Origin of the sequence: Amycolatopsis thermoflava N1165 (genome assembly GCF_000473265.1) — a bacterium.
Taxonomy (GTDB): Bacteria; Actinomycetota; Actinomycetes; order Mycobacteriales; family Pseudonocardiaceae; genus Amycolatopsis_E; species Amycolatopsis_E thermoflava.
In genome coordinates this window covers 7526382-7551545 of sequence record NZ_KI421511.1, presented here as the reverse complement: position 1 = coordinate 7551545, position 25164 = coordinate 7526382, and the positions used below count along the sequence as shown (strand labels likewise).

General features: G+C 72.6%; 25 protein-coding genes, 1 pseudogene and 1 riboswitch. Of the genes and pseudogenes, 10 read left to right on the top strand and 16 right to left on the bottom strand.

What is annotated here, in order from left to right; all coding sequences use genetic code 11:
* The first annotated feature begins 28 nt into the window (after positions 1 to 28).
* Entirely contained in the window at positions 29 to 904 is an 876-nt protein-coding gene (locus tag AMYTH_RS0137470) for a phosphotransferase family protein (protein ID WP_027934527.1), read from the top strand.
* Here AMYTH_RS0137470 and AMYTH_RS0137465 read toward each other — a convergent pair.
* On the bottom strand, positions 837 to 2000 hold the full coding sequence (locus AMYTH_RS0137465; RefSeq protein WP_027934526.1) for a lactate 2-monooxygenase: 1164 nt from the start codon (positions 1998 to 2000) through the stop codon (positions 837 to 839). The two genes, AMYTH_RS0137470 and AMYTH_RS0137465, sit on opposite strands and share 68 nt — an antisense overlap.
* 70 nt (positions 2001 to 2070) lie before the next feature.
* Between AMYTH_RS0137465 and AMYTH_RS0137460 the strand changes: the two genes are divergently transcribed.
* Together AMYTH_RS0137460 and AMYTH_RS0137455 are read left to right on the top strand one after the other, a co-directional pair.
* On the top strand, positions 2071 to 2709 hold the full coding sequence (locus AMYTH_RS0137460; protein ID WP_027934525.1) for an HNH endonuclease family protein: 639 nt from the start codon (positions 2071 to 2073) through the stop codon (positions 2707 to 2709).
* 34 nt (positions 2710 to 2743) lie between these two features.
* Positions 2744 to 3718 carry a MerR family transcriptional regulator gene (locus AMYTH_RS0137455; protein WP_027934524.1) on the top strand — a complete coding sequence of 325 codons (975 nt, stop codon included), beginning with the start codon at positions 2744 to 2746 and terminating at the stop codon, positions 3716 to 3718.
* Here the strand turns inward: AMYTH_RS0137455 and AMYTH_RS0137450 are convergent.
* Positions 3639 to 4820: a cation:proton antiporter gene (locus tag AMYTH_RS0137450; protein ID WP_027934523.1), complete on the bottom strand. Its 1182-nt coding sequence runs from the start codon at positions 4818 to 4820 to the stop codon at positions 3639 to 3641. The two genes, AMYTH_RS0137455 and AMYTH_RS0137450, sit on opposite strands and share 80 nt — an antisense overlap.
* 72 nt (positions 4821 to 4892) lie before the next feature.
* Positions 4893 to 5213 carry a hypothetical protein gene (locus AMYTH_RS0137445; protein ID WP_027934522.1) on the bottom strand — a complete coding sequence of 107 codons (321 nt, stop codon included), beginning with the start codon at positions 5211 to 5213 and terminating at the stop codon, positions 4893 to 4895.
* A 158-nt stretch (positions 5214 to 5371) separates the two neighbouring features.
* Between AMYTH_RS0137445 and AMYTH_RS0137440 the strand changes: the two genes are divergently transcribed.
* Positions 5372 to 6592 carry a Bcr/CflA family multidrug efflux MFS transporter gene (locus AMYTH_RS0137440; RefSeq protein WP_027934521.1) on the top strand — a complete coding sequence of 407 codons (1221 nt, stop codon included), beginning with the start codon at positions 5372 to 5374 and terminating at the stop codon, positions 6590 to 6592.
* Positions 6593 to 6601: 9 nt separating this feature from the next.
* Positions 6602 to 6994, top strand: a complete 393-nt coding sequence (locus AMYTH_RS0137435) for a hypothetical protein (RefSeq protein WP_027934520.1) — start codon at positions 6602 to 6604, stop codon at positions 6992 to 6994.
* On the opposite strand, the gene AMYTH_RS0137430 is transcribed toward AMYTH_RS0137435, so the two are convergent.
* From AMYTH_RS0137430 to AMYTH_RS0137415, 4 genes are all read right to left on the bottom strand, one after another.
* Complete coding sequence (locus tag AMYTH_RS0137430) at positions 6975 to 7286, bottom strand: hypothetical protein (RefSeq protein WP_027934519.1); 312 nt, start codon at positions 7284 to 7286, stop codon at positions 6975 to 6977. The two genes, AMYTH_RS0137435 and AMYTH_RS0137430, sit on opposite strands and share 20 nt — an antisense overlap.
* Positions 7287 to 7297: 11 nt before the next feature.
* A complete protein-coding gene (locus AMYTH_RS0137425; protein WP_027934518.1) occupies positions 7298 to 7684 on the bottom strand; it encodes a hypothetical protein in 387 nt (128 codons plus the stop codon).
* 148 nt (positions 7685 to 7832) lie between these two features.
* A complete protein-coding gene (locus AMYTH_RS0137420; protein ID WP_228685127.1) occupies positions 7833 to 8660 on the bottom strand; it encodes an NBR1-Ig-like domain-containing protein in 828 nt (275 codons plus the stop codon).
* A gap of 54 nt (positions 8661 to 8714) precedes the next feature.
* Positions 8715 to 10058: an FAD-dependent oxidoreductase gene (locus AMYTH_RS0137415; RefSeq protein ID WP_027934516.1), complete on the bottom strand. Its 1344-nt coding sequence runs from the start codon at positions 10056 to 10058 to the stop codon at positions 8715 to 8717.
* Between the two features lie 119 nt (positions 10059 to 10177).
* Between AMYTH_RS0137415 and AMYTH_RS0137410 the strand changes: the two genes are divergently transcribed.
* Positions 10178 to 10489 carry an SH3 domain-containing protein gene (locus tag AMYTH_RS0137410; protein WP_157360721.1) on the top strand — a complete coding sequence of 104 codons (312 nt, stop codon included), beginning with the start codon at positions 10178 to 10180 and terminating at the stop codon, positions 10487 to 10489.
* Between the two features lie 397 nt (positions 10490 to 10886).
* Here the strand turns inward: AMYTH_RS0137410 and AMYTH_RS0137405 are convergent, their stop codons facing one another.
* On the bottom strand, positions 10887 to 12107 hold the full coding sequence (locus tag AMYTH_RS0137405) for an NAD(P)/FAD-dependent oxidoreductase (RefSeq protein ID WP_027934514.1): 1221 nt from the start codon (positions 12105 to 12107) through the stop codon (positions 10887 to 10889).
* 133 nt (positions 12108 to 12240) lie between these two features.
* Between AMYTH_RS0137405 and AMYTH_RS0137400 the strand changes: the two genes are divergently transcribed.
* On the top strand, positions 12241 to 12441 hold the full coding sequence (locus AMYTH_RS0137400; protein WP_017984299.1) for a hypothetical protein: 201 nt from the start codon (positions 12241 to 12243) through the stop codon (positions 12439 to 12441).
* Here AMYTH_RS0137400 and AMYTH_RS0137395 read toward each other — a convergent pair whose 3' ends face one another.
* Complete coding sequence (locus AMYTH_RS0137395) at positions 12442 to 13446, bottom strand: glycoside hydrolase family 172 protein (protein ID WP_027934513.1); 1005 nt, start codon at positions 13444 to 13446, stop codon at positions 12442 to 12444.
* A 59-nt stretch (positions 13447 to 13505) separates the two neighbouring features.
* Here AMYTH_RS0137395 and AMYTH_RS0137390 point away from each other — a divergent pair, with 59 nt between their 5' ends.
* Genes AMYTH_RS0137390 through AMYTH_RS0137380 form a run of 3 tightly spaced genes read left to right on the top strand, consistent with a single transcriptional unit; the run spans position 13506 to position 15381 of the window.
* Entirely contained in the window at positions 13506 to 14327 is an 822-nt protein-coding gene (locus AMYTH_RS0137390) for an ABC transporter ATP-binding protein (RefSeq protein ID WP_027934512.1), read from the top strand.
* Positions 14328 to 14338: 11 nt separating this feature from the next.
* Entirely contained in the window at positions 14339 to 14995 is a 657-nt protein-coding gene (locus AMYTH_RS0137385; protein WP_027934511.1) for an O-methyltransferase, read from the top strand.
* Positions 14992 to 15381 carry an NUDIX hydrolase gene (locus tag AMYTH_RS0137380; protein WP_027934510.1) on the top strand — a complete coding sequence of 130 codons (390 nt, stop codon included), beginning with the start codon at positions 14992 to 14994 and terminating at the stop codon, positions 15379 to 15381. Before AMYTH_RS0137385 ends, AMYTH_RS0137380 begins: the two co-directional genes overlap by 4 nt.
* Here AMYTH_RS0137380 and AMYTH_RS0137375 read toward each other — a convergent pair.
* The 7 genes and pseudogenes from AMYTH_RS0137375 to AMYTH_RS0137350 form a co-directional block, all read right to left on the bottom strand.
* Positions 15371 to 16786, bottom strand: coding sequence for a transglycosylase domain-containing protein (locus AMYTH_RS0137375; RefSeq protein WP_228685125.1), 1416 nt, complete (start codon positions 16784 to 16786; stop codon positions 15371 to 15373). The two genes, AMYTH_RS0137380 and AMYTH_RS0137375, sit on opposite strands and share 11 nt — an antisense overlap.
* A 44-nt stretch (positions 16787 to 16830) precedes the next feature.
* Positions 16831 to 17916 (bottom strand): glycine cleavage system aminomethyltransferase GcvT, encoded by a 1086-nt coding sequence (gene gcvT, locus AMYTH_RS0137370; RefSeq protein ID WP_410468327.1) that lies wholly within the window; start codon positions 17914 to 17916, stop codon positions 16831 to 16833.
* Positions 17917 to 17918: 2 nt separating this feature from the next.
* Positions 17919 to 20741 carry an aminomethyl-transferring glycine dehydrogenase gene (gene gcvP / locus AMYTH_RS0137365; protein WP_027934507.1) on the bottom strand — a complete coding sequence of 941 codons (2823 nt, stop codon included), beginning with the start codon at positions 20739 to 20741 and terminating at the stop codon, positions 17919 to 17921.
* A gap of 124 nt (positions 20742 to 20865) precedes the next feature.
* Positions 20866 to 20960, bottom strand: a riboswitch (glycine riboswitch).
* 33 nt (positions 20961 to 20993) lie between these two features.
* Positions 20994 to 21758, bottom strand: a complete 765-nt coding sequence (locus AMYTH_RS50030) for a 3-oxoacyl-ACP reductase (RefSeq protein ID WP_209440889.1) — start codon at positions 21756 to 21758, stop codon at positions 20994 to 20996.
* A 6-nt stretch (positions 21759 to 21764) separates the two neighbouring features.
* Positions 21765 to 23105, bottom strand: a pseudogene (locus AMYTH_RS50025) (aldehyde dehydrogenase family protein); the annotation flags it as partial.
* Positions 23096 to 23794 carry a gamma-glutamyl-gamma-aminobutyrate hydrolase family protein gene (locus AMYTH_RS0137355; RefSeq protein ID WP_027934506.1) on the bottom strand — a complete coding sequence of 233 codons (699 nt, stop codon included), beginning with the start codon at positions 23792 to 23794 and terminating at the stop codon, positions 23096 to 23098. The pseudogene AMYTH_RS50025 and the gene AMYTH_RS0137355, both read right to left, overlap by 10 nt.
* Positions 23775 to 25106 (bottom strand): glutamine synthetase family protein, encoded by a 1332-nt coding sequence (locus AMYTH_RS0137350; protein WP_027934505.1) that lies wholly within the window; start codon positions 25104 to 25106, stop codon positions 23775 to 23777. Before AMYTH_RS0137350 ends, AMYTH_RS0137355 begins: the two co-directional genes overlap by 20 nt.
* Between the last annotated feature and the right edge of the window lie 58 nt (positions 25107 to 25164).

The following is a 25164-nucleotide window of genomic DNA, read 5'->3' as shown; positions in this document are numbered from 1 at the left end:
CTCCGCGCGATCCGGCTAGCCTGCGAATATGTCCGCACCGCACGTGGAGTGGCTGGACGAGCTGGGCCTGGGCGGGTTGCCGCGGCGGCAGCTGTCCGGCGGGTACCGGGGAGCCGTGTGGTCGCTGGACGACCGGTACGTGCTCAAAGTGGGCGGACGGCCCGCGGTCGAGGCCGCGGTGGCCCGGCTGGTGCCCGGGATCGCGCCCGAGGTGATCGCCGTCACGGAGGACGCGTCGGTGAGCGCGTTCGTGCCGGGCACCGGTGTCGAGGTCCTGCTGGCGGAGCTTCCCGGCACCGAAGCCCGCGAGGTGGGGCTCGCGGCCGGGCGGGCCCTCGCCCGGATCGGCGAGGTGCGGTTGGTGCGGCCGGGCTGGTTCCTCGACGGCTCGTTGCGGCTGGGCGAGATGCCGGGAGACCTGGCCGGGTTCGTGACCGCCTGCCTGGCACGGCGGCACCCTGGCTGGCCGCTCACCGACGCGGACCTGCGCGGGCTCCTGGCGCGGGCGCGGGAATGGGCACCGCTGGTGCCGCACGGCGAAGCGCGCCTGGTGCACTCCGACTTCAACCCGAAGAACCTGATCGCCGCCCGCGACGGCAACGGCTGGCGGGTGACCGTGCTGGACTGGGAGTTCGCGCACAGCGGCAGCCCGCTCACCGATCTGGGCAACGTCCTGCGCTTCGGCGACACCCCGTTCACGGACGGCGTGCTGGAGGGCTTCGGGCCGTGCCCCGCGGGCTGGCGGGAGGCCGCCCGAGCGCTGGACCTGTTCGCGCTCGCGGACTTCCTCACCCGCCCGCCCCGGGAACCGCTGGCGTCGCGGCTGCTCGGTGTGCTCAGGACCGCTGCAGCGACTCCGGGCCCAGCTCCCCGACCGAACGGTGCCCGGTCAGCCCCAGGGTGAGGTCGAGGTCCGCGAGCAGGCTGCGCAGCACGTGCCGCACGCCGTCCTCGCCCGCGTGGCCCAGCCCGTACACCCAGGGCCGCCCGACGAGAACCGCCTTCGCGCCCAGCGCCAGCGCCTTCAGGATGTCCGCGCCGGTCCGCACACCGGAGTCGAACAGCACCTCGATGCGGTCTCCGACGGCGCTCGCGATCGGCGGCAGCGCCTCCAGCGAGCCGATCGCGCCGTCGACCTGCCGTCCGCCGTGGTTGGACACCACGATGCCGTCCATCCCGGCGTCGACCGCGCGCCGCGCGTCGTCGGGGTGCTGGATGCCCTTGAGCACGATGGGGCCGTCCCAGTGCTCGCGCAGGAACGGCAGCTGGTTCCAGCTGTGGTCGGTGCCGGTGAACAGCGACACCCACCGCAGGATCGCCGACGGCATGTCGTCCTCCGGCGCCTTCTCCAGCAGCGCGCGGAAGGCCGGGTCGGACAGCGGCGTGGCCAGGCCCTCGCCCTTGAGGAAGGGCAGGTAGGCGGAGTCGAGGTCCCGCGGGCGCCAGGCCAGCGTCCAGGTGTCGAGCGTGACGACGAGCGTGGTGTAGCCGGCCTTCTTCGCGCGGGTCAGGATGCTCGCGGTGACATCCGAGTCGGACGGCCAGTACAGCTGGAACCAGCGCGGGCCGTCGCCGGAGGCTTCGGCGACCTCCTCGATCGTGTGCGACGCCGCGGTGGACAGGATCATCGGCAGGCCCAGCGCCGCCGCGGCCCGCGCCGTCGCCGGCTCGGCGTCCGGGTGCACGATCGACTGCACCCCGACCGGTGCGAGCAGCACCGGCGCCGGCAGCTCGGACCCGAGCACCGTGGCCGACGTGGTGCGCGCGGTGGCGTCGGTCAGCATGCGCGGCACCAGCTTCCAGCGGTCGAACGCCGCGCGGTTGGCGTCCATCGTCGCGCCCGAGCCCGCGCCGCCCGCCACGTAGCCGTAGGCCTCCGGGGTCATCACCTCGCGGGCCGACTCGACCAGCCGCACCGGATCCGTGGTGAACGGCGGCTTCGTCCCGCCGAGTCCGTGCAGGTAGATCTCGTTCTGGTAGCCACCGAACCGCTCGGCCACGCGCACCTCCTCGTCGACACGCCGGAGACCGCAGCGTACCGCCGGTACTTGATCACTTAACCTCACCGACGTGAAGGCGCGGGTGTGGGTGCCGCTGGTGGTGGCGGTCGTGGTGGCGGTTCTGGTGGTGGTGTGGCGGCCGGGTCTGGTGCCGCCGTCGAAGGCGAATCCGGCGACGGATCCAGGCGTGGCGCGGCAGCAGCTCGCCGAGCTGCAGGTCAAGCCGCGGGGCACGCTGAACGGCTATTCGCGGGAGAAGTACCCGCACTGGGACACCGTCGAGGGCGCCTGCAACACCCGCGAGGAGGTGCTCAAGCGCTCGGGCACGAACGTCGTCGTCGGCAAGGACTGCTCGCCCACCTCGGGCACCTGGGTCAGCCCCTACGACGGCGCGACCTGGACCAAGGCGTCCGATGTGGACATCGATCACATGGTGCCGCTCGCGCAGAGCTGGGTCAGCGGCGCGTCGGCGTGGACGCAGGACCGGCGCGAGGCCTTCGCGAACGACCTGGTGCGCCCGCAGTTGTGGGCGGTCACCGACAACGTCAACCAGTCGAAGAGCGACAAGGCGCCGGACGAGTGGCGGCCGCCGCTGGAGTCGTTCTGGTGCACCTACGCCACCGACTGGATCGAGGTCAAGCACTACTACCAGCTGAGCGTCACCACCGCGGAGCAGGCGGCGCTGACCGACATGCTGAACCGCTGTTGACCTTCGAGCCACTGGAAGCCACAGAATCGACGGCATGCTGACCATCAGCGCCTTCGCGCGGCTGGCCGGGCTCACCCCGAGCGCGTTGCGCTTCTACGACGACTGCGGCGTGCTCACGCCCGCGCGCGTGGACGAGGCCACCGGCTACCGCTACTACCGCGAGGACCAGGTCGAGCGGGCCGTGCGGCTGCGTGAACTGCGGGCGGCGGGCCTGCCACTGGCGCAGGTGACGACCGTGCTCGACGGACCGTCGACCGAGGCGCGGGCGGTGCTGGAGGCGCACCGGCGGCGGCTGCGGGAGGACTTCCGGGCCGCGTCGGCGGCGGTCGGGCGTCTGCTGCCGGGCCCGGTGCGGGTCGCCGGCCTCGACCTGGCGAGCGCGATCCGGCAGGTCGCCCCCGCCGCGGGCGCGCCGCTGGACTTCGTGCTGATCGAGGCCGACGGCGACGAGGTCCGCGTCGTCGCCACCGACCGCTACCGGCTCGCGTTGCGTGTACTGCAGCCCGTGCACGGCGGCACCGGCCGGTTCGTCGTGTCCGCCGGCGAGCTGGCCGCGCTCGGCCCGCGGCTGGCACGGCAGGACGAGGTCACCCTCGACGGCACGACGCTGCCGCTGCTGGACCAGGACTTCCCGGACTACCGCGCGGTGCTCGACGCGCTGCCCGTGCCGGCGCAGCGGGTCGTCGTGGACCGCGTCGCGCTCCGGGACGCGCTCCCCGCCGACGGCCCGGCCGAGCTGGTGCTCGGACCGGACCGGCTGGCCGTCGGCGGCACGGTGCTGCCCGCCGTCTGCGGTGACGAGCTGCGTATCGGCTTCGACCCCGCCGTCCTGGGCGCGGCGCTGGAGTCGGGCGTCGGGCCCGACGTGCTGCTGGAGTTCGCCGGGCCACTGCAGGTCGCCCGCGTCCGCTCGGCCGACCAGGGCTCGTTCACGACACTGGTGATGCCCGTCGCGCTCCGAACAGCCGCGCCAGGTTCGCCGACCGCAGCACCGCCAGCGGGCCGATGATCGCGAGCAGCAGCACGTAACCCGCCACGAACGGCGCGACGCGGGAGTCCAGCCCGGCCGCCGCCGCGAGCGTGGCCAGCACCAGCGAGAACTCGCCGCGGGTGAGCACGGTGAGCCCGATGTTCAGCCCGGCCTGGCCGTCGAACGAGTGCAGCTTCGCCGCGATCGCGCCCGCCGCGAGGTTCAACGCGAGCGTCAGCGCCACGGCGATCAGCACCGGCACCACGACCGTGCCGACCGCGCCCGGGTCGATGCTGAGCCCGAAGATGAAGAAGAACAACGCGCCGAACGCGTCCCGCAGCGGCAGGACCAGCTTGTGGATGCGGGGCGCGACCTTCGAGCCGCCGAGCATCATGCCGACCATGAACGCGCCGATCGCGTCGGAGACGCCCAGCTCCTCGGCGACCGCGGCGCCCAGCACGGCGACACCGACGAAGCACACGGTCAGCAGTTCGTCGTCGGCCGAGCCGAACAGCTTCGACACCAGCCGCCCGCCCCAGCGGGCCAGCGCGGCGAGCGCCAGCAGGAAGCCGAGCGCCTTGCCGAAGTCGGCGAGCGCGGGCCAGAACGAGTCGGCGCCGGAGAGCACCGGCTGCAGCAGCGCCAGGTACAGCGCGAGGAACAGGTCCTCGATCACGATGATGCCCATGATCAGGCGTGATTCCGGGTGCCGCGTGCGGCCGGTCTCGACGAGCAGTTTGGTCACGATCGCCGAGGACGAGATCCCGATCGCGCCCGCGATCACCAGCGCCTCGCTGGAGCCCCAGCCGAGCAGGAACCCGAACGCGAGCCCGCCGCCGATGTTGAGCGCGAGGTAGACCAGACCGGACACGGCCAGCTTGCGGCCGCCCTTGGCGAGGTCGTCGAGGGAGAACTCCAGGCCCAGGTAGAAGAGCAGGAACACCAGGCCGAGCCCGGCGAGCACGCTCAGCTCGCCCGGATCGTGCACCAGCGACAGTCCGGGGGTGTTGGGGCCGAAGATGAACCCGGCCAGCATGAACAGGGGGATCGTGGGCAGCCCGATGCGGGCGCCGGCTCTGGCCAGCACGCCTGCGGCGAGGAAGGCGCCGCCGACAGCGAGCAGGGCGTGTCCGGTTTGCATGTGGTGAAGTCCCTCCAGGGCATGGCGAAGCGCACCGCGGGTCGGCGCGGTGTGCGGATGGGGTCCGGGGCGTTACCTGGAGGGCGGCGCGCGAGCGCCGAGAGCGGTGCCCTGTTCGCGGGCGGGTGCGGGAGCGTCGGGCGAGGGCCGGACTTCCGCGTGGCCGAGCGGTGGTTCGACGCCGACGACCGGCGGTAGGTCCGCGACCGGCAGCGGGGTGGCCGTGACGTGCGGCAACGGCTCCGCCGCGAGGGCGGCGATACCGTCCGGCGCGGGCGGGTGCGGGTGGCTCTCCGGCGTCGTCGGCGTGACGAGGCTGAGCAGCAGCAGGGCCAGGACGAGCAGGCCGCGGACGGACCGGTGCCGGGATTCCGTTCCCAGCTTCCGCCCCACGGCACTCCCCTCGACATCGGTCCGGTTTGTCCAGTATACCAGACAGTTGAGTCCATTATGGACTGATCGGGTTCGGGTGTGCCGCACCACAGCGGGGAATGCGAACGCGATCTCCGGTGTTCGGTGTTGCCGGGTGGATCTGGTCGAGTGGAGGCGGAGTGAGCACGACAGCGGTCCCGGCAACGGCGACGACCAGACGGACACCCGGCACCCTGCGGTACGCGCTGATCCTCGGCGGGCTGTCGGCGTTCGCGCCGCTCTCGATCGACATGTACCTGCCCGCGCTCCCCCGGATGGCCGACGACCTGCACAGCTCGGCGCCGACGCTGCAGCTGACGCTGACCGCGTTCATCATCGCGCTGGCGCTGGGGCAGCTGATCGCCGGGCCGCTGTCGGACTCGCTGGGCCGCCGCCGTCCGCTGCTGGCCGGGCTCGTGCTGTACGCCGTCGCGTCGGTCCTGTGCGCGGTGAGCCCGACGGCGGAACTGCTGATCGCGGGCCGGTCGGTGCAGGCGCTCGGCGCGGCGGCCGGGATGGTGATCGCGCGGGCGAGCGTGCGCGACCTGTTCGCAGGCACCGCGATGACGAAGTTCTTCTCGATGTTGATGCTGGTCAGCGGGCTGGCCCCGATTCTGGCGCCGGTGATCGGCGGGCAGGTGCTGCGGCTGACGTCGTGGCGCGGGGTGTTCGTGGTGCTGGCCGTGTTCGGCGCGGTGCTGCTGGTGGCCGCGGCGCTGGCGATGCCCGAGACGTTGCCTGCCGACCGCCGCCGCCCGGCCCGGATCGGCTCGACGCTGCGCGGGTACGGCGTGCTGCTGCGGGACCGTTCGTTCGTCGGGTACGCGCTGTCGGCCGGGCTGATGTTCGCCGGGCTGTTCGCCTACATCTCGGCGTCGTCGTTCGTGCTGCAGGACGTGTACGGGCTGAGCCCGCAGGAGTACAGCCTGGTGTTCGGCGCGAACGGGCTGGGGATCGTGATCGCCGGGCAGGTCAACGGGCGGATCGTGGGCCGGGTGCGGGAGCGGACGCTGCTGACGGTCGGCCTCTCCGCCTCGGCGGTCGGCGGTGCCGGCGTGCTGGCGGCGGCGCTGGCCGGGCTGCCGCTGGGGGTGCTGCTGGCGCCGCTGCTGGTGATGGTGTCGAGCATCGGGCTGGTCATGCCGAACGCGTCGTCGCTGGCGCTGGCCGAGCACCCGCACAACGCCGGTGCGGCGTCCGCGCTGCTCGGGGTGATGCAGTTCGTGGTCGGCGGGTTGGCGACGCCGCTGGTGAGCATCGGCGGCGAGGCCAGCGCGGTGCCGATGGGCGTCGTGATGGCCGCGTTCGCCGTGGTGGCTCTCCTGGTTTTCGCGACGCTGACCCGGCAGCGGACCCGCTAGGGTCCGGCGATGCCCCACGTCTCACCCCGCACCCCGGCCTGGGCGGCGCGCCCCGCGCTGTTCCTCGTCGGCGTGCTGTTCGTCCCCCTCGGCGGGAGCCTCGTGCTCGACGGGCACGGCTTCGGGTTCGTGTTCGCGGCGATGGGCCTGCTGTTCCTGGTGACGTGGTGGTTCTTGCAGCCGGAGCAGCCCACCGCGCGGGCGCGGCGCCGGCAGCGGTGGGCGTGCTCGCTGAGCCTGGTGACCGCGGCGCTGGTGGTCACCGCGGCCGTGATGTTCCTCGGCACCGGCGCGCACCGGCCCACCTTCGCCGAACTGGCGCCCTCGATCGGCGTCGGCGTCCTCGCCGTCGCCGCGCTGGTCGCGCGCGTGGTGGTCGGCGTCAGCGGGCGACGGTCTTGACGATCCCGCCGTTGTCCGGGAAGTCGACCCCGCCACCGCACTCGAGCTTCGTGCCGTTCTTGAAATAGACGGTGATGGCGCCCTTGCACTCGAACGCCTTGAACGCGACCCAGGTGCGGGTGCCGGGCCGCAGGCACAGCGCGTCCTTGCCGAAGCGGCGGATGTAGCCGGAGTAGCCCTGGCCGCAGGTGGTGATGATGTCCGAGCCCGTCACGGGGGCCGGCGTGGCCGAGGCCGGCACGGGCAGGGCGGCCGCGGTCGCGGCGACGGCCGCGATCAGGAGGGTGCGCATGTCGTGGCCTTTCAGTAGCAGCGGGCGGAGGAGATCGCGTAGGTGTAGTTGTTCGACAGGTTCGACGTGACGTCGAAGGCGATCTCGTAGCCGATCGGCGGCTCGCCGAACACGTCGGTCCTGACGGTGTGCTCCTTGCCTGGCGCGATGACGCCCTTCCAGAGCTGCTTCTTACGCGTGACGTCGCGGATCACCAGCGCGAGGCCGCGGTAGTCGTGGTTGTGGACCTTGATGTGGATGACCTGGTCGGCGGCCACCCCGGCGGTGGTGGTGCGGCCGCCCATCAGCGAACCGCCCGCGCACACCTTCTCCGCCGCCGACGCCTGCGGCGCCACGAGCAGCGGGAGTGCCGCGGCGAGGGGCAGCGCGGCGGCGAGTGTCCTGATCGATTTCCGCATCCGGGATCTCCTTCGTCGGTGGACTGGCGCCGACGCTAGAGAGGTCTGGACCACCAGTGGAAGGCTCGTGACGGCCACACCGCGTCCGGTGGCCAAATCCGGACGTCCACGCAGGTCACGGCTTTGACCACCGGCGCGGGTAGCCGAATCAGCCCGCCACCCGGACGAAGAAGTACGCCGCGCGGGTGCCCGGCAGGAGCAGCCGGCCCGCGCTGTCGGTCATCTTGAAGTACACCTGGCAGTAGCCGGGCTCGTCCGGCGCGCGCACCTCGACCGACACGCGCGCGGACCGGCCGGGCGGCGTGTCCGGGACGGGCACCACCGCGGGTGTCTGGCAGCCGTCGCCGGGGCCGAAGCCGCCCTCGCGGCGCAGCGAGCGGTCGACCCACGGCACGGTCCCGGTGTTGCGGAACTCCCACGTCTTGACGAACCGCGCCCCGGTCGGCACCACGGTCCCGTCCGGGACGGTCACGTCGCCGGCGAACTCGGACTCGTCACCGGGGACCAGCGGCGACAGGGCGGCCGGAGCGGGCGCCGCGGGCTCCGGGTCGCGCAGCAGTGCGGCCCCGGCGACCACGCCGATCGCCAGCACGGCGGTCGCCACGGCCGCGACGACCACCGGACGCCTCCAGCGGCGCGGGGCGGGCGCCGGGTTCGCGACGCCGTCGCGGACCCGTTCCCAGTCGGCGCGCCAGCGGGCCCGGACCTCCTCCTCGTGCTCGCCGAGCACCCCGACGGCCAGCACGCGCACGAACTCCCAGGTGGTGTCCCATGACGGCAACCGCTGCCCCCGCGCGGCCGCCGAGAGGGCGGACTTCGACGCGAGCGCGCCGAGTTCGGTGCGCATGCGGTCGTAGGAGGGATCGCCCGCCGACCGCTTGAGGGCCCACAACCGGTGCGCGAACGCGGCCACCGGACCGCCCGCCGGGTCCGGACAGCTGGCGACGCGGCCCCGCCTGGCTGCTTCGTCGATCACGAGGACCGAGGGTATTTGGCGGGCACGCGCCCCGGCTGCACGCGAGGCGCAGGTTCAGCCGAGCAGGTGGCTTCCGCTCAGGTGCGCCAGCAGCTCGTCGCGGGGCGGACCGGGCGGCTTCGGCGGTCCGAGCGCGGCCAGGATCGCCGCGATGCGGTCGTGCAGGGCGGCGTCCTCGTCGAACGCCGCGACGCGGTCCAGCAACCCGATCCGCCGGACCGTCCGGCGCAGCACCCCATCGTCGTGCGGCGCGGCGGCCAGCGCGCCGGCGAACGAGAACAGCGGGTAGTGGCTGTCGGGACGCGTGGGGTCCACCGGTTCGCCCCGCCACCGCGCGGACCGGCCCGCGTCGATGCCGCACGCGAGCGCGTGCCGCTCACGGGACTCCGGGCCCGCCTTCGCGCGGAAGCACTCCGCGACGTCGCCGGGCGCCTCCGCGGCCGCGTCGGCCAGGGCGCGTGCGTGTGCGAGGGCGAACGACAACCCGTACGCGAAGGCGGGATCGGTGTGGCAGAAGGCGTCCCCGACCGCGAGGAGCGCTGCCGACCGGGTGTGGTCGACGTTGCGCAGGCCGCCCATCGGCATGACCCCGGTGATCGGCTCGGCGAAGTCCGGCGAGGTCATCACGTCCAGCGGCGTGATCCGGGCGCAGACCGCCTGCCAGACCTGCTCGAAGCGGAGCACGCGCAGGTCGCGGTCCTCGCTCGGGACCAGGATGATCACGGCGAACGTGCGGTTGTCGCCGCGGAAGGTGTTGAACCCCAGGTAGCCCAGGTCGCCGCGCGGGTTCAGCAGCGGCGCGTCCACGTATCCGGCGCCGGGCCGCAGCCGGAAGTACCGGCAGTAGTAGACGGCGCCGCAGTCGGTCGGCTCCCCCGCGGCCTCCGGCCAGCCCGGCGGCCGCCGGTAGCGGCCGAGCGCGTCCACGACCACGTCGCCGGGCACCGGCTGCCCGTCGGCCACCACCGAGCCGTCCTCGGACAGCCCGTCGACGTGCACGCCACCCCGCAGGTCGACGGCCGGTTCCGCGGCCACCGCACGACGCAGCGCCCACTCGATGAGGGGGCGGCGCGCCCACAGGTAGACCAGGTCCTCATCGCCCGGTTCACGGGGCCCGTGCAGCTTCTCCGTGAGGTCCTGTTCGCTCGCGCCGGCCTCCGCGAGCGAGGTGAGGACGTCCGGGGCGTGCTCGTCGAGCAGCTTCCGGCCACGGGGCAGGAAGGCGTGGGGCTGGAAGTAGTGCGGGATGCCGCGGCGCTCCAGCGCGAAGGCGCTTTCCGGCGGCGCGGCGGGATCCGGCGCGTCGCGCTCCAGGACGACCGCGTCGTGCCCCGCCCTGGCCACCGCCAGCGCTGACGCGAGTCCGGCCACGCCGCCGCCCGCCACGACGAACCGCATCGTCCGACGTTAGTTCTCCGCGGTGTCGCGGACAACGCGTTCCTCACCCGGGCGGCAGGCGGAACCAAGATCGCGTCCGCCACGTCCGACCCGCGCACAACCGACCTGGGAGGCAACGAATGCTGAAGAGAAGCGTGGCCGCACTGGCGGGCCTGGCGATCGCCGCGGGCTCGGTGCTGGTCACCGCACCCGCCGCGAACGCCACCCCGTCCTGCCGGGTGGGCGTGGTCAAGGAGACGGTGAAGATCCGCTCGGGCGCCGGCACGAGCTACACCGCGCTGGGGCAGGTGAGCAAGGGGGCGGAGATCTGCACCTGGGGCACCACCTCGGGCGGGAGCTACAGCGCGTGCGGCAGCTCCTCGTCCACGTGGGTGATCGTCCACTACAGCGGGCGGAACGCCTACATCGCGCGCACCTGCGTCAGCCTCTGACCTGCGGAGGCCGCCCGCACCGGGCGGCCTCACCCGGGCGCGGCCAGATCCCCTGGGGCAGGTGGTCCACCAGCCGGCAAGCCATCCCCTCACGCAGCGGTTCCGCCAGCCAACAAGACCTGCCGCACAAGCCGACCAACCGACCGCCACACGAGCCCTCACCCGAGCGCGACCAGATCCCCTCACACAGCTGCTCGACCAGCCGGCAATTGCCGCACAAGCCGACCAACCAACCGCCACACGAGCCCTCACCCAAGCGCGACCAGATCCGCCTCACGCAGCCGCTCCGCCGCCACACGGGCCTTCACCCGAGCAAGCCCGGTCCCCCTCACGCAGCTGCTCCACCAGCCCACGAGCTTCGCCGGACAAGCCGACCAACCGGCCGCCACGCGAGCCTTCACCCGAGCGCAGCCAGGTCCCCCTCACGCAGCTGCTCCGCCGTCACCGTCGCGTCGCCGTCCACCAGTGCTTTCAGCGCGTCGCCGTCGTCCCACATGTTCACGTTCATCGCGGCCGTCACCCGGCCGTCGCGCAGCCAGAAGGCGGTGAACTCGCGTTCGCCCAGGTCGCCGCGGACCACCAGTTCGTCCCGCTCCGGGTCGGCGATGCCGCGGTACTCGCAGCCGAGGTCGTACTGGTCCGTGAAGAAGTACGGGGTGCGCGTGTACTGCTCCTGCCCACCGGCCAGGTTCGCCGCCACGTGGGTGCCCTGGTTCTTCGCGTTCGCCCAGTGCTCGACGCGGATCCGGCGCCCGTACCGCGGGTGCCACTGCGCTGCGATGTCCCCCGCCGCGTACACGTCCGGCGCCGCCGTGCGCAGGGACGCGTCGACGGCCACCCCGCCCTCGTCGGCCAGGTCCAGCCCGGCCGCGTGCGCCAGGTCCACCCGCGGCTTCGCGCCGACGGCGACCAGCACCACGTCCGCGGGCAGCTCGCTCCCGTCGGCCAGCCGCACCCCGGCCACGCCGCCCGGCCCGCCGGTCACCTCCGTGATGCCGCTGCCCAGCCGCCACCGCACGCCGTGCTCGGTGTGCAGGTCGGCGAACACCTTGCTGATCTCCGGCCCCAGCACCCACAGCGGCCCCGGCAGCACGTCGACCATCGTCACGTCCGCGCCGTGGTGGCGCGCCGCCGCCGCGGCCTCCGTCCCGATCCAGCCCGTGCCGATCACCACCACGCGCGGCGACCCGGTGAACGCCGAGCGCAGGGCGAGCGCGTCGTCGAGGGTGCGCAGCGTGTACACGCCCGGCAGGTCCACCCCGCGCACCGGCAGCGTCCGCGGCTGCGACCCGGTCGCCAGCAGCAGCCGGTCGTAGGGGTGCCGTCCGCCGCGGGCGTCCAGCACCACCCGCGCGCCCAGTTCCACCCGCGTCGCGCTGGTGCCGGAGCGCAGGTCGATGCCGTGCTGCGCGTAGAAGTCCGCGTCCCGCACCCAGTCGGGCTCGTCGCCCTGGCCGAGCAGGACCTTCTTCGACAGCGGCGGCAGCTCGTAGGGCGGGTGCGCCTCCGCGCCGAGGACCACCACCTCGCCGTCGTAGCCGTTCTCCCGCAGGGCCGCCGCGGCCGACGCGCCCGCGAGGCCGGCGCCGACGATCACGATCCGCCTGGGCTCGGACATGGGCCACTCCTCATCCGTGTGATCTGTGCCACCTGACGCTACTGCGGACATTTTTTCCGCGCCACCGCGTCACGCCCGCCCCGCTCGGCCGTCCCACTGTCACCTGCAAGACCACCGAAGGAAGGCGACGGACGTGGCGGCTCGAGACGAATGGTCGATCAGCTGCCGGGACCTGGCCGGCAGGCGACGCGACCTGACTGTGTTCGTGAGCAGCGGGCGTGTGGTCCTGGTGGCGCCGCCGGGCGAAGCCGCGGTGCTCGAACCGCTCGACGTCGGCAGGCTGCGCGCCGCGCTGCGCGACGCCGTCGTCGTGGTCGGCGAGCGGTCCCAGTAGTCACTCCAGATCCGCGACGGCCGCGGCGACGTCGACCGGCGGCACCGGCTGCGCGCGCTCGCACACCGTGAAGGCGGCGGCGCAGAAGTCGTCGACGCGTTCGACCAGACCACCCCGGTCGGCTCCGATCTGCTGCAGCGTCACCTGCAGGTCGGTGCTGAACATGATCGGGTCGAGCACGTGCCAGCGGTAGAACCCGACGTACTTCGGGATCGGCCCGCGGCCGGGCACCTCCAGCGGCACGCCCGCGTACAGCCCGGCGTGCGGGCCCATCCCCCACGCCGAGCCGACGTAGTCCTCCAGCCCGGTCCCGCAGATCGTGGGGAACTCGCGGTCGCCGTCGCGGTAGACCTTCACCTCGCCCTCGCCGTACCACTGGCCGCCGTCGATCGGCCGCACCCCGCCGACCCAGCCGAGGAACCGGCCCGGTCCGCGCAGCCCCTCGGTCACCACGAAGTCCCGCTTCGACACCGTCGGGTTCTCCCGGCGGAAACCCACGTGCAGCCGCCCGGACGCGGATTCGCCGAGCGTGTAGTCGATCTGGAAGTACAGGACGATCGGGTCGGGGTTGCCGTTGACCAGGTCGACGTGGATGCGCTCGCCGAAGGCCATCGGCACGTAGCTGTTGAAACCGCGGGCCTCCGGCATGCTGGTCAGCGCGCTGGAGTAGGCGACGGGGCGGCCGTGCGGGGAGCCGAAGAAGTCCAGGCACGGCACCGACACGCTGGGGTAGGACAGGCCGCCGTAGCGGACTTCGAGGGTGACGGCGCGCATGCGGGCCGGCCGGTCGGGCGGGAACGTCATCCAGATGTGCCGGATGGTCCCCGGCCCGGCGAGATCGGCGAGGGTGACGCGCTCGCCGCCTTCGATCACCCGGCTGGGCGCGCCCTTGCGGCCGCCTCCGGCGCGGCCGCCGGCGCCGCGCTCCCCGGTGGGGTTCTCGAACGTGACCGCCCGCGAGTCGAGCACGGGCGTGACGCGAGTCAGATCCGTGACGTCGAACACCCTGTCAAGGTAGGCATGATCCGTACCGTTCGCCAGACTTGTAGGTTAGCCTAACCTCTATGGCCCAGACCGTGGATCTTGTCGCCGAGCCGACCACCAGCACCCGGCTGCACGGTGACGGCCTGACGTTGGGGTACGACGGCCGGGTCGTCGCCGAGGGCCTTTCGGTCACCATCCCGGACCAGTCGTTCACCGTCATCGTCGGGCCGAACGCGTGCGGCAAGTCCACACTCCTGCGGGCCCTGAGCAGGCTGCTCAAGCCGCGGCAGGGCATGGTCTACCTGGACGGCGAGGTCATCACGTCGCTGCCGGCCAAGCAGGTCGCGCGCAAGCTGGGTCTGCTCCCGCAGAGCTCGATCGCGCCGGACGGCATCACGGTCGCCGACCTGGTGTCCCGCGGCCGGTACCCACACCAGCGGCTGCTGCGCCAGTGGTCGCGCGAGGACGCCGAGGTGGTCGAGCGGTCGATGGCCGCGACCGGCGTGTCGGAACTGGCCGACCGCATGGTCGACGAGCTGTCCGGCGGGCAGCGGCAGCGCGTGTGGCTGGCGATGGCGCTCGCGCAGGAGACCGAGCTGCTCCTGCTGGACGAGCCGACCACGTTCCTGGACATCGCGCACCAGATGGACATCCTCGACCTGTGCGCGAAGCTGCACGCCGAGCAGGGCCGCACGCTGGTCGCGGTGCTGCACGACCTCAACCACGCGGCCCGCTACGCCACGCACCTGATCGCCATGCGCGGCGGCGAGGTACTCGCGACCGGCACGCCGGAGGAAGTCGTCACCGCCGAGCGCGTCGAGGAGATCTTCGACCTGCCGTGCTCGGTCATCCCCGACCCGGAGACCGGAACCCCGTTGGTCATCCCGAAGGCGCGCCGGTAGTTTCGGCTCTTGTGAGCCAGGACGTGTGGAGCGCGGTCGACGACTACGTCGACCGGACGCTCATCCCAGCCGACCAGGTGCTCGACGACGCGCGTGCGGCTGCGGCCGACGCCGGGCTGCCCCCGATCGCGGTGTCCCCGGCGCAGGGCAAGCTGCTGCACCTGCTGGCGCGGATGCACGGCGCCCGCTCGATCCTGGAGATCGGCACCCTCGGCGCGTACAGCACGATCTGGCTCGCGCGGGCGCTGCCGCCGGACGGCAGGCTGGTCACGCTGGAGGCGGACCGCAAGCACGCGCAGGTGGCGGAGAACAACCTGGACGCGGCCGGGTTCGGCGAGCTCGTCGAGGTCAAGGTCGGCAAGGCGCTGGACACGCTGCCCTCCGTCGAGGGCCCGTTCGACCTGATCTTCATCGACGCGGACAAGCCGAACAACCCGGAGTACTTCCGCTGGGCGCTGCGGTTGTCCCGGCCGGGCTCGGTGATCATCGTCGACAACGTGGTGCGGAACGGCGCGCTCGCCGACGCGGACAGCACGGACCCCGCGATCGTCGCGACCCGCGAGATGCACGAGCTGATCGCCGTCGAGCCGCGGGTCGAGGCCACCGTGGTGCAGACCGTCGGACAGAAGGGCTACGACGGGTTCACGCTCGCGCTGGTGACGGAGTGATCGACAAGGTCGCCTGGCTCCGGGTGGAGTCCGGCCGCGTGCTCGCGGCGCGCTCGCACGGCAAGTCGGCGTGGTACCTGCCCGGCGGCAAGCGCGAGCCCGGTGAGAGCGACGTGGCGACGCTGGTGCGCGAGGTCGCCGAGGAGCTGTCGGTGTCGATCGACCCGGCGACCGCGGTGCACACCGCGACGATCGAGGCGCCCGCCGACGGGCAGGCGCAGCTGCTGCGGATGACCTGCTACACCGCGGACTACCAGGGCACGATCACGCCGTCCGCCGAGATCGCGGAGGTGGCCTGGCTCGGTTACGCCGACCGCCACCGCGGCTCCCGGGCGTTCCAGCAGGTGTTCGAGGAGCTGCGCCGCCGCGGGGACCTCACCGCGTAGACAGCTCCGGCGACATCACCTCGCGCCAGATGTCCGACGGCAGGGTGGCGCCGGTCAGGGGCACGCCCTTCCAGTCCGCGCGCGGGCGTTCCTCGTCGCCGCCGACCCACACCAGGGTGGCCATCGACGTGCTCGCGCCTGCCATCCACGCGTCGGACGTGCCGTACTCGCCCGGCACGCCGCCGGCCGGCAGGGCGGCCTCGCGCGGCAGCGCGGGCACCGGCGTGGTGTCTTGGCGCCACACCACCTCGTCGCCGCGCCGCAGCTCGGCCACGAAGTGCGGCGCCACCCGCATCCCGCCGCTCGCGAAGGTCGCGAACACGCCGGCCAGGTCCAGCGGTCGCAACCGGTACGTGCCCTCGGCGATGCTCGACGCGATCCGCACCCCGTCGGGCGCGGTCAGGGTCCGGGCGCCGTCGAGGAATTCCGGAACGCCGGCGTCGTAGGCAGCCTGCCGGATCTTCGGACCGGTCACCACGGGCGGGTCGTCGGCGCGGGCGCGGAACTCGGCCAGCTGCACGACCGGCCGGAACGCCGAACCCGGGCGCCGCGGGGTGACGGCGTAGTCCGTCACGCCCCAGTTCCCGCCCGCGTACGCGGCGACCCCGCCGTCGCGCGGGCGCACGGACACCACGGCCGCCCGCAGCTCCGCGGGTTCGCCCGCGAGCCGGTCCCGCACCGCGCGCTCGGCGCGGCCCTGCGCGTCGCGGTCGAGCGTGGTGCGCACCGTCAGTCCCTCGCGGCGCAGCCGTTCCAACGGCCACCCCCGCGTCTCCAGCTCGGTGAGCACCTGCTGGCGGATGTGGTAGTCGCTGTAGGAGGTCCGCCCGGCCCGCGTCTCGTCCGGGTCGAGGACCTGCGGGTACGCCATGCCGGACCGGTCGGCCGGCGAGACGTAGCCGCGCTCGGCCAGCTTGTCCGCGGCGTACGTCCAGCGCCGCGCGGCCTGCTCGGGCCCGACCGTCGCCGGGTCGTGCCCGTAGGGCGCCTGCAGCATCCCGGCCAGGAACGCGGCCTCGCTCCACGAGATGTCCGCCAGCTGCTTGCCGAAGTACGCCTGCGCCGCGGCGGCCGGGCCGTGCGTGTTGCGGCCGAAGGAGATGATGTTGACGTAGCTTTCGAAGATCTGTTCCTTGCTCTGCCGGTCGGTGATCTTCGTGGCGAGCACCAGCTTGCGCGGGATCCGGTCGTACGGGGTGAAGGTGCGGTCGCCGTCCGGCGGCACGACCCGCATCAGCTCGGTGCCGTCGGCGTACTCGACCACCACGGTCTTGTCGAGCTCGGCCAGCACCTCCTGCGGGCTGCGCACGTCCCACACCAGGTAGCCGATCGCGAACGCGATCGCCGGCACCCCGATGACGAGCCCGGCCAGCACGTACGGGACCCGCCGGACCCGTCGCCACACCCGCCTGCGGTTGTTTTTCACACACCACAAACGCGGTCAGGAAGTTACTTCGTTGCGTCCCGCTGGTAGAACGGCAACGCGACGACCTCGACCGGCTCGATCCGGCCGCGGATGTCGACCGACAGCTGCGTGCCCGGCTCGCTCAGCGCGACCGGCACGTAGGCCATCGCCACCGGGTGGCCCAGCGTCGGCGACAAGGCGCCGCTGGTCACCTCGCCCACCGGCTCCTCGCCGGAGAGCACGCGGTACCCGTGCCGCGGCGCGCGCCGCCCGGTGCCACGCAGCCCGACCAGCACCTCGGACGGCTCCTGCCGCCCTGCCAGCGCCGCCTTGCCGACGAAGTCGGGCTTGTCCAGCTTGACCACACGGCCCAGGTTCGCCTCGAACGGCGACCGCTGCCGGGACAACTCGTTGCCGTACAACGGCATGCCCGCCTCCAGGCGCAGCGTGTCGCGGCAGGCGAGCCCGGCGGGCACCAGCCCGTGCGGCTGACCGGCCTCGGTGAGGATGTGCCACACCGACGCCGCTTCGTCCGCGGGGACGTACAGCTCGAAGCCGTCCTCGCCGGTGTAGCCGGTGCGCGCCAGCAGCACCTCGTGGCCCTTCACCGTGGCGGGCATGCTCGCGTAGTACTTCAGGTCGGCCAGGTCGGCGTCGGTGACCGCACCGACCACGTCCACCGCCTTCGGGCCCTGGACCGCGATCAACGCGAACTCCGCCGACCGGTCGGTGACCCGCGCGTCGAAGCGGGACGCGCGCTCGGTCAGCTCGGCGGCGACCGCCGGCGCGTTGCCCGCGTTGGCGACCACGAGGTACTTCTCGTCCTCGAGCCGGTACACCACGAGGTCGTCGATCACCCCGCCGTCGGCGTCGCAGATCATCGTGTAGCGGGCGCGGCCCGGCTTGACCGCGGACAGCCTGCCGACGAACGCGTGGTCGAGCGCGTCGGGGGCCTGCGGGCCGGTCACCTCGATCTCGCCCATGTGGGAGAGGTCGAACAGCCCGGCCGCCTCGCGCACCGCGCGGTGCTCGGCCAGCTCGCTGCCGTACCGCACCGGCATTTCCCAGCCCGCGAAGTCGGTGAACAGCGCGCCCAGTCCCTTGTGGACGGAATACAGTGCGGTGCGCATGGTCAGCTCCCGTAGGCTTCGATGGACGGGCACGAGCAGACGAGGTTGCGGTCGCCGTGGGCGCCGTCGATGCGCCGGACCGGGGACCAGTACTTGTTCTTCGGCGACATCCCGCCCGGGTAGACCGCGGTCTTGCGGTCGTACGGCAGGTCCCAGTCACCGGTGAGCATCTCCGCGGTGTGCGGCGCGTTGCGCAGCGGGCTCTGCTCGATGGCCCACCGGCCCTCGGCGACCTCCTCGATCTCCCGCCGGATGGCGATCATCGCGTCGCAGAACCGGTCCAGCTCGGCGACGTCCTCGCTCTCGGTCGGCTCGACCATCAGCGTCCCGGCGACCGGGAACGACATCGTCGGCGCGTGGAAGCCGTAGTCCACCAGGCGCTTGGCGACGTCGTCGACCGTCACGCCGGTGCGCTTGGTCAGCGCGCGCAGGTCGAGGATGCACTCGTGCGCCACCCGCCCGTTGCGCCCGGTGTAGAGCACCGGGTAGTGCGGGGACAGCCGCGCGGCGACGTAGTTCGCGGCGAGCACGGCGACCTTGGTGGCGCTGGTCAGCCCGGCCCCGCCCATCATCCGGATGTAGGCCCACGAGATCGGCAGGATCGACGCCGAGCCGAACGGCGCCGCCGAGATCGGGCCGACGCCGGTGTCCGGGCCCGCGCCGTCGGACAGCGGGTGGTTGGGCAGGTACGGCGCGAGGTGCGCGCGCACCGCGACCGGGCCGACGCCGGGGCCGCCACCGCCGTGCGGGATGCAGAACGTCTTGTGCAGGTTCAGGTGCGACACGTCGCCACCGAACTCGCCCGGCTTCGCCAGGCCCAGCAGCGCGTTGAGGTTCGCGCCGTCGACGTAGACCTGCCCGCCGGCTTCGTGCACGATGCGTGCGATCTCGCCGATGCCCTCCTCGTACACGCCGTGCGTGGACGGGTAGGTGACCATGATCGCGGACAGCGCGTCGCGGTGCTGCTCCGCCTTGGCACGCAGGTCGTCCAGGTCGACGTCGCCGTTGTCGTTGCAGGCCACCACGACCACGCGCATCCCGGCGAGCACGGCGGAGGCGGCGTTGGTGCCGTGCGCCGACGACGGGATCAGGCACACGTCGCGCTCCGGCTGCCCGTTGGCGCGGTGGTAGGCGCGGATGGCGAGCAGCCCGGCCAGCTCACCCTGGCTGCCGGCGTTGGGCTGCAGGGACACCTCGTCGTAGCCGGTGACCTCGGCGAGCCAGCCGCAGAGCTGGTCGATCAGCTCGCGGTAGCCCGCCGCGTCCTCGGCGGGCGCGAACGGGTGCAGGCCCGCGAACTCCGGCCAGCTGATCGGCTCCATCTCGGCGGTCGCGTTGAGCTTCATCGTGCACGAGCCGAGCGGGATCATGCCGCGGTCCAGCGCGTAGTCCTGATCGGACAGACGGCGCAGGTACCGCAGCATCGCGGTCTCCGAACGGTGGGTGTGGAACACCTCGTGCGTCAGGAACTCGCTGGTGCGGGCCAGCCCGGCGGGCAGCGCGGTGGCGCCGTCGGCGATGCCCGGCTCCGCGCCGAACGCCCGCAGCACGCGGTCCACGATGTCCACAGTGGTCACTTCGTCACAGGCGACCCGCACGTGGTCGTCGTCCACGCGGCCGAGGTTCACGCCCGACTCGCGCGCCGCGGCGACCACGGCGGCGGCCCGGCCCGGCACCCGCGCGAGCACGGTGTCGAAGAAGCTCTCGTGCACGACCTCCACGCCCGCGGACCGCAGCGCCCCGGCCAGCCCGGCGGCCAGGCCGTGAACGCGCTGCGCGATCTCCTTGAGGCCCTCCGGACCGTGGTAGACGGCGTACATCGCGGCCAGCACGGCGGGCAGCACCTGCGCGGTGCAGATGTTCGAGGTCGCCTTCTCGCGGCGGATGTGCTGCTCGCGGGTCTGCAGCGCAAGCCGGTACGCGGTGTTGCCGTCCGCGTCGACCGACACGCCGACCAGGCGGCCGGGCAGCGACCGCTCCAGGCCCTTGCGCACGGCGAGGTACCCGGCGTGCGGGCCCCCGTAGCCGAGCGGCACGCCGAAGCGCTGGGTGGTGCCTGCCGCGATGTCGGCGCCGAACTCGCCCGGCGCGGTGACCAGCGTCAGCGCCAGCAGGTCCGCGGCCACGGTGTAGAGCGCGCCGGCGTCCTTGGCGACCTTGCCGATCGCCTCGTAGAAGCCCTTGCCGCGCAGCACGCCGGACGCGCCCGGGTACTGCACGACGACGCCGAAGAAGTCCTCCGGCAGCCCGGTGCCCAGGTCCCGCACGTCGACCTCGATGCCGATCGCCTCGGCCCGCGTCCGCACCACCGCGATGGTCTGCGGCAGGCACTCGGCGTCCAGCACGACGCGCGACGACTTCGCCTTCGACGCGCGTCGCATGAGCAGGACGGCCTCGGCGACCGCGGTGGACTCGTCGAGGAGGGAGGCGTTGGCGATGTCCAGGCCGGCCAGGTTCGACACCATCGTCTGGAAGTTGAGCAGCGCCTCCAGCCGCCCCTGCGAGATCTCCGGCTGGTACGGCGTGTACGCGGTGTACCAGGCCGGGTTCTCCAGCACGTTGCGGCGGATGACCGGCGGGGTGACGGTGTCGCTGAAGCCGAGGCCGATCATCTGGGTCATCGGGCGGTTCTTCGCCGCCAGCGCCCGCAGCTCGGCGGTCGCCTCCTGCTCGGAGGCCGGGGGCAGGTCGAGCGCGCCCGCGGTGCGGATCGACGCCGGGACGGCGGCCTCGACCAGCGCGTCCAGGCTCCCGAACCCGCACTCGGCGAGCATCTTGGCCTGTTCGTGCTCGGAAGGTCCGATGTGGCGATCGGCGAAGGACATCGGGAGCTCCTCATCTACGGGTGCGGGAACTCCCCCTCTGTCATCGGCACCTGAGAGTTTCACCGCGCTCGCGGCTTTCACCTTGGGTGAGGCGCGATGCGCGCGCCTGCTTTCCAGAGTGGCCTGGCGCGGAGCGGTAACTGGTACCTGAGAGATTGGCGGGGAAGTTGCTCCTTCGGCGCCCCAGGGCTGACCTGGGGACTCTCCCGCTCCGGCTCGTGACGGCCTGCTGTTCAGTTGTCCGGCTTCAGTCTACAGCGGGGTAACGTACGCGCCCGAGATACCGCCGTCCACCAGGAACTGCGACGCCGTGATGAACGACGCATCGTCGCTGGCCAGGAAGGCCACGGCGGCGGCGATCTCCTCCGGCTCGGCGAAGCGGCCCAGCGGCACGTGCACCAGGCGGCGCGCGGCCCGCTCCGGGTCCTTGGCGAACAGCTCGCGCAGCAGCGGCGTGTTCACCGGTCCGGGGCACAGCGCGTTGACCCGGATGCCCTCGCGGGCGAACTGGACGCCCAGCTCGCGGGTCATCGCCAGCACGCCGCCCTTGGACGCGGTGTAGGAGATCTGCGAGGTCGCGGCGCCCATCACCGCCACGAAGGACGCGGTGTTGACGATCGAGCCCTTGCCCTGCCGCTGCATGTGCGGGATGGCGTGCTTGCAGCACAGGTAGATCGAGGTCAGGTTGACCTGCTGGACCTTCTGCCAGGCGTCGATGCCGGTGGTGAGGATCGAGTCGTCCTCCGGCGGGGAGATGCCGGCGTTGTTGAACGCCACGTCGAGGGAGCCGAACCGGTCGACCGTCGTGGCGAAGAGGGCCTCGACCTGCTCCTCGCTGGTCACGTCGGTGGGGACGAACTCGCCACCGACCTCCGCGGCCGCCTTCTTGCCCGCGTCGGCGTCGATGTCGGCGACCACCACCTTCGCGCCCTCGCTCGCCAGGCGGCGGGCGGTCGCCAGGCCGATCCCGCTGCCGCCGCCGGTGATCACGACGACCCGGCCGTCGAACCGCTGCATCCATGCCTCCGTGCTGATGAAGACGTTCTTGACGTCGGTGAACGCGTGCAGGGCGTCGGGCCCCAGCTCGCGGCCCAGACCGGACTGCTTGAAGCCGCCGAAGGGCGTCCAGTACCGCACCGACGAGTGCGAGTTGACCGACAGGTTGCCCGCCTCGACCGCGCGGGACACGCGCAGGGCCCGGCCCACGTCGCGGGTCCAGATCGAGCCGGACAGCCCGAAGGTGGTGTCGTTGGCGATGCGCACCGCGTCCGCCTCGTCACGGAACGGCACCACCGCGACGACCGGGCCGAAGACCTCCTCGGTCAGCAGGCGTTCGCCCGGCTTCGTCACGACCGTGGGCGGGAACCAGAAGCCCGGACCGTCGGGGGCGCTGCCGCGGATGGCGACCTCGGCGTCGTCGAGGTAGGAGGCGACCTTTTCGCGGTGCTCGGCGGAGATCAGCGGGCCCATCTCGGACTTCTCGTCGCCGGGGTCGCCGACGACGAGGTTCCGCACGGCGGGCTCCAGCAGCTCCAGGAACCGGTCGTGGACGCTGCGTTCGACGAGGATGCGGGAGCGAGCGCAGCAGTCCTGGCCCGCGTTGTCGAACACGCCGTAGGGCGCGGTCGCGGCGGCCTTCTCCAGGTCGGCGTCGGCGAAGACGATGTTCGCGCTCTTGCCGCCCAGCTCCAGCGTCAGGCGCTTGACCTGCTCGGCGCAGCCGGCCATGACCTGCTTGCCGACCGCGGTGGACCCGGTGAAGACGACCTTGCGCACGTCCGGGTGCGTGACGAACCGCTGCCCGACGACGGGGCCGGCACCGGGCACGACCTGGAAGACGCCTTCCGGGATCCCGGCCTCGCGGGCCAGCTCGGCGAGGCGGAGCGCGGTGAGCGGGGTCAGCTCGGCCGGTTTGAGCACGACGGTGTTGCCGGCGGCGAGGGCGGGCGCGAGTCCCCAGCCCGCGATCGGCATCGGGAAGTTCCACGGCACGATCAGGCCGACCACGCCCAGCGGCTCGTGGAAGGTCACGTCCAGCCCGCCCGCGACGGGGATCTGCTGCCCGAGCAGGCGTTCCGGCGCGCCGGCGTAGTAGTGCAGCACGTCGCGGACGTTGCCGGCCTCCCAGCGGGCGTTGCCGATGGTGTGACCGGAGTTGCGCACCTCCAGGCGCGCGAGGTTCTCCAGGTCGCCGTCGACGGCCTCCGCGAACCGGCGCAGCAGGCGGGCGCGGTCGCCGGGGGCGGTGTCCCGCCACGCGGGGAACGCCCTGCGAGCCTGCGCGATGGCCGCGTCGGCTTCCTCTTCGGTGGCCAGCGGGACGTCGGTGATGACGTCCTCGGTGGCCGGGTCGATCACCTGCACGCCGCCTCCACCAACGCCGCGAACAACCGGGTCTCCTGCGTGTCCTCTTCCGGGTGCCACTGCACGCCGACCACGAACCCCGCGCCCGGCAGCTCGACGGCTTCGATCGTGCCGTCCGCGGCGTGGCCCACGGCCCGCAGGCGGTCACCGAGCCGGTCGACGGCCTGGTGGTGGTAGCACTGGCACTTCGCATCCGCGCCGAGGATGCCCGCGATCCGGCTGCCTTCGGCGAGGGTGACGTGTGTCGGGCCGTAGACGCCCGGCGACGGCTGGTGCCCGGAGTGGCCGACGCGGTCCGGCAGGTGCTGGATCAGGCTGCCGCCGAGGGCGACGTTGAGGACCTGCATGCCGCGGCACACGCCGAGCACCGGCAGGCCGCGGTCGAGGGCGGCCCGCGCGAGGGCGAACTCGGCGGCGTCGCGTTCGGGACGGGTGACGGTCTTGTCCTCGGGATCTTGGCCGTAGCGGTGGGGTTCGACGTCGGCTCCGCCCGTCAGGACGAGGGCGTCCACAGCGGACAGTGCTTGGGTGCCCCCTGTCGGGAGCAGGACCGGGATACCACCGGCGTTGCTTGTCGCGTCCACATAGGAACGTGGGAGGAGTGCGGCGTCGGTGTGCCAGACGCCCCAGCTCGCCTTTTCCGTGTAGGTGGTCAGACCGATGATGGGCTTAGAGGCGTTCGAACCCACGCTGGCGCTCCCAGTCGGTGACGGCGGCATCGAAGGCGGCGAGCTCGACCCTGGCCGCGTTGAGGTAGTGCTCGACGACGTCCTCGCCGAACGCCTCGCGCGCGACCTTGCTGTCGGCCAGCAGCTCCGCCGCCTCCCGCAGCGTAGTCGGCACGGTCGGCTTGCCCGAGTGGTAGGCGTTGCCGGTGAACTCGTCCTCCAGCGGCAGCTCGTTCTCGATGCCGTGCAGGCCGGCGGCGATGATCGCGGCGACGGCGAGGTAGGGGTTGACGTCGCCGCCCGGCACCCGGTTCTCCACCCGCAGCGACTCGCCGTGGCCGACGACGCGCAGCGCGCAGGTGCGGTTGTCGGTGCCCCAGGCGACGGCGGTCGGCGCGAAACTGCCGGGGACGAAACGCTTGTAGGAGTTGATGTTCGGCGCGAGGAAGTAGGTCAGTTCACGCAGGCAGGCCAGCTGCCCGGCGATGAAGTGCCGCATCAGCGCGGGGTCCTGCGCGAACACCGGGGCGCCGTCCGTGCCGCGCAGGCTGAGGTGGATGTGGCAGGAGTTGCCCTCGCGCTCGTTGTACTTGGCCATGAAGGTGAGGCTGCGGTTCTCCTGCGCGGCGATCTCCTTCGCGCCGGTCTTGTAGATGCTGTGGTTGTCGCAGGTGCGCAGGGCCTCGTCGAAGCGAAACGCGATTTCGTGCTGGCCGGGGTTGCACTCGCCCTTGGCGGACTCGACGTACATGCCCGCGCCGGCCATGTCGTTGCGGATGCGGCGCAGCAACGGCTCCAGCCTGGCGGTGCCGAGCATCGAATAGTCCACATTGTACTGGTTGGCGGGTGTCAGGTCGCGGTAGCCGCCGCGCCAGGCCTGCTCGTAGGTGTCGTCGAAGACGATGAACTCCAGCTCGGTGCCGACGAACGCGGCGAGGTTGCGCTGGGCGAGCCGGTCGAGCTGGCGGCGCAGGACCTGCCGGGGCGAGGCGGTGACCTCGCCGCCCTCGACGCGCTCGACGTCGCACAGCACGAGGGCGGTCCCGTCGTGCCAGGGCACGCGGCGCAGCGTGGACAGGTCCGGGCGGAGGACGAAGTCGCCGTAACCGCTTTCCCAGCTCGAGATCGCGTAGCCGTCGACGGTGTTCATGTCCACGTCGACGGCGAGGAGGTAGTTGCAGGCTTCGGTGGCGTGGGTGACGACCTCGTTGAGGAAGTACGCGGCCGAGCAGCGTTTGCCCTGGAGGCGGCCCTGCATGTCGGTCATCGCGACGAGCACGGTGTCCACGGCGCCCTCCTCGGCCAGTTCGCGGAGCTGGTCGAGGGTGAGCATGCCCTTGTTCATGTGACAACCCTTGGGGTGGGCGTGGGATGCTGTCAAGCGGATCTTC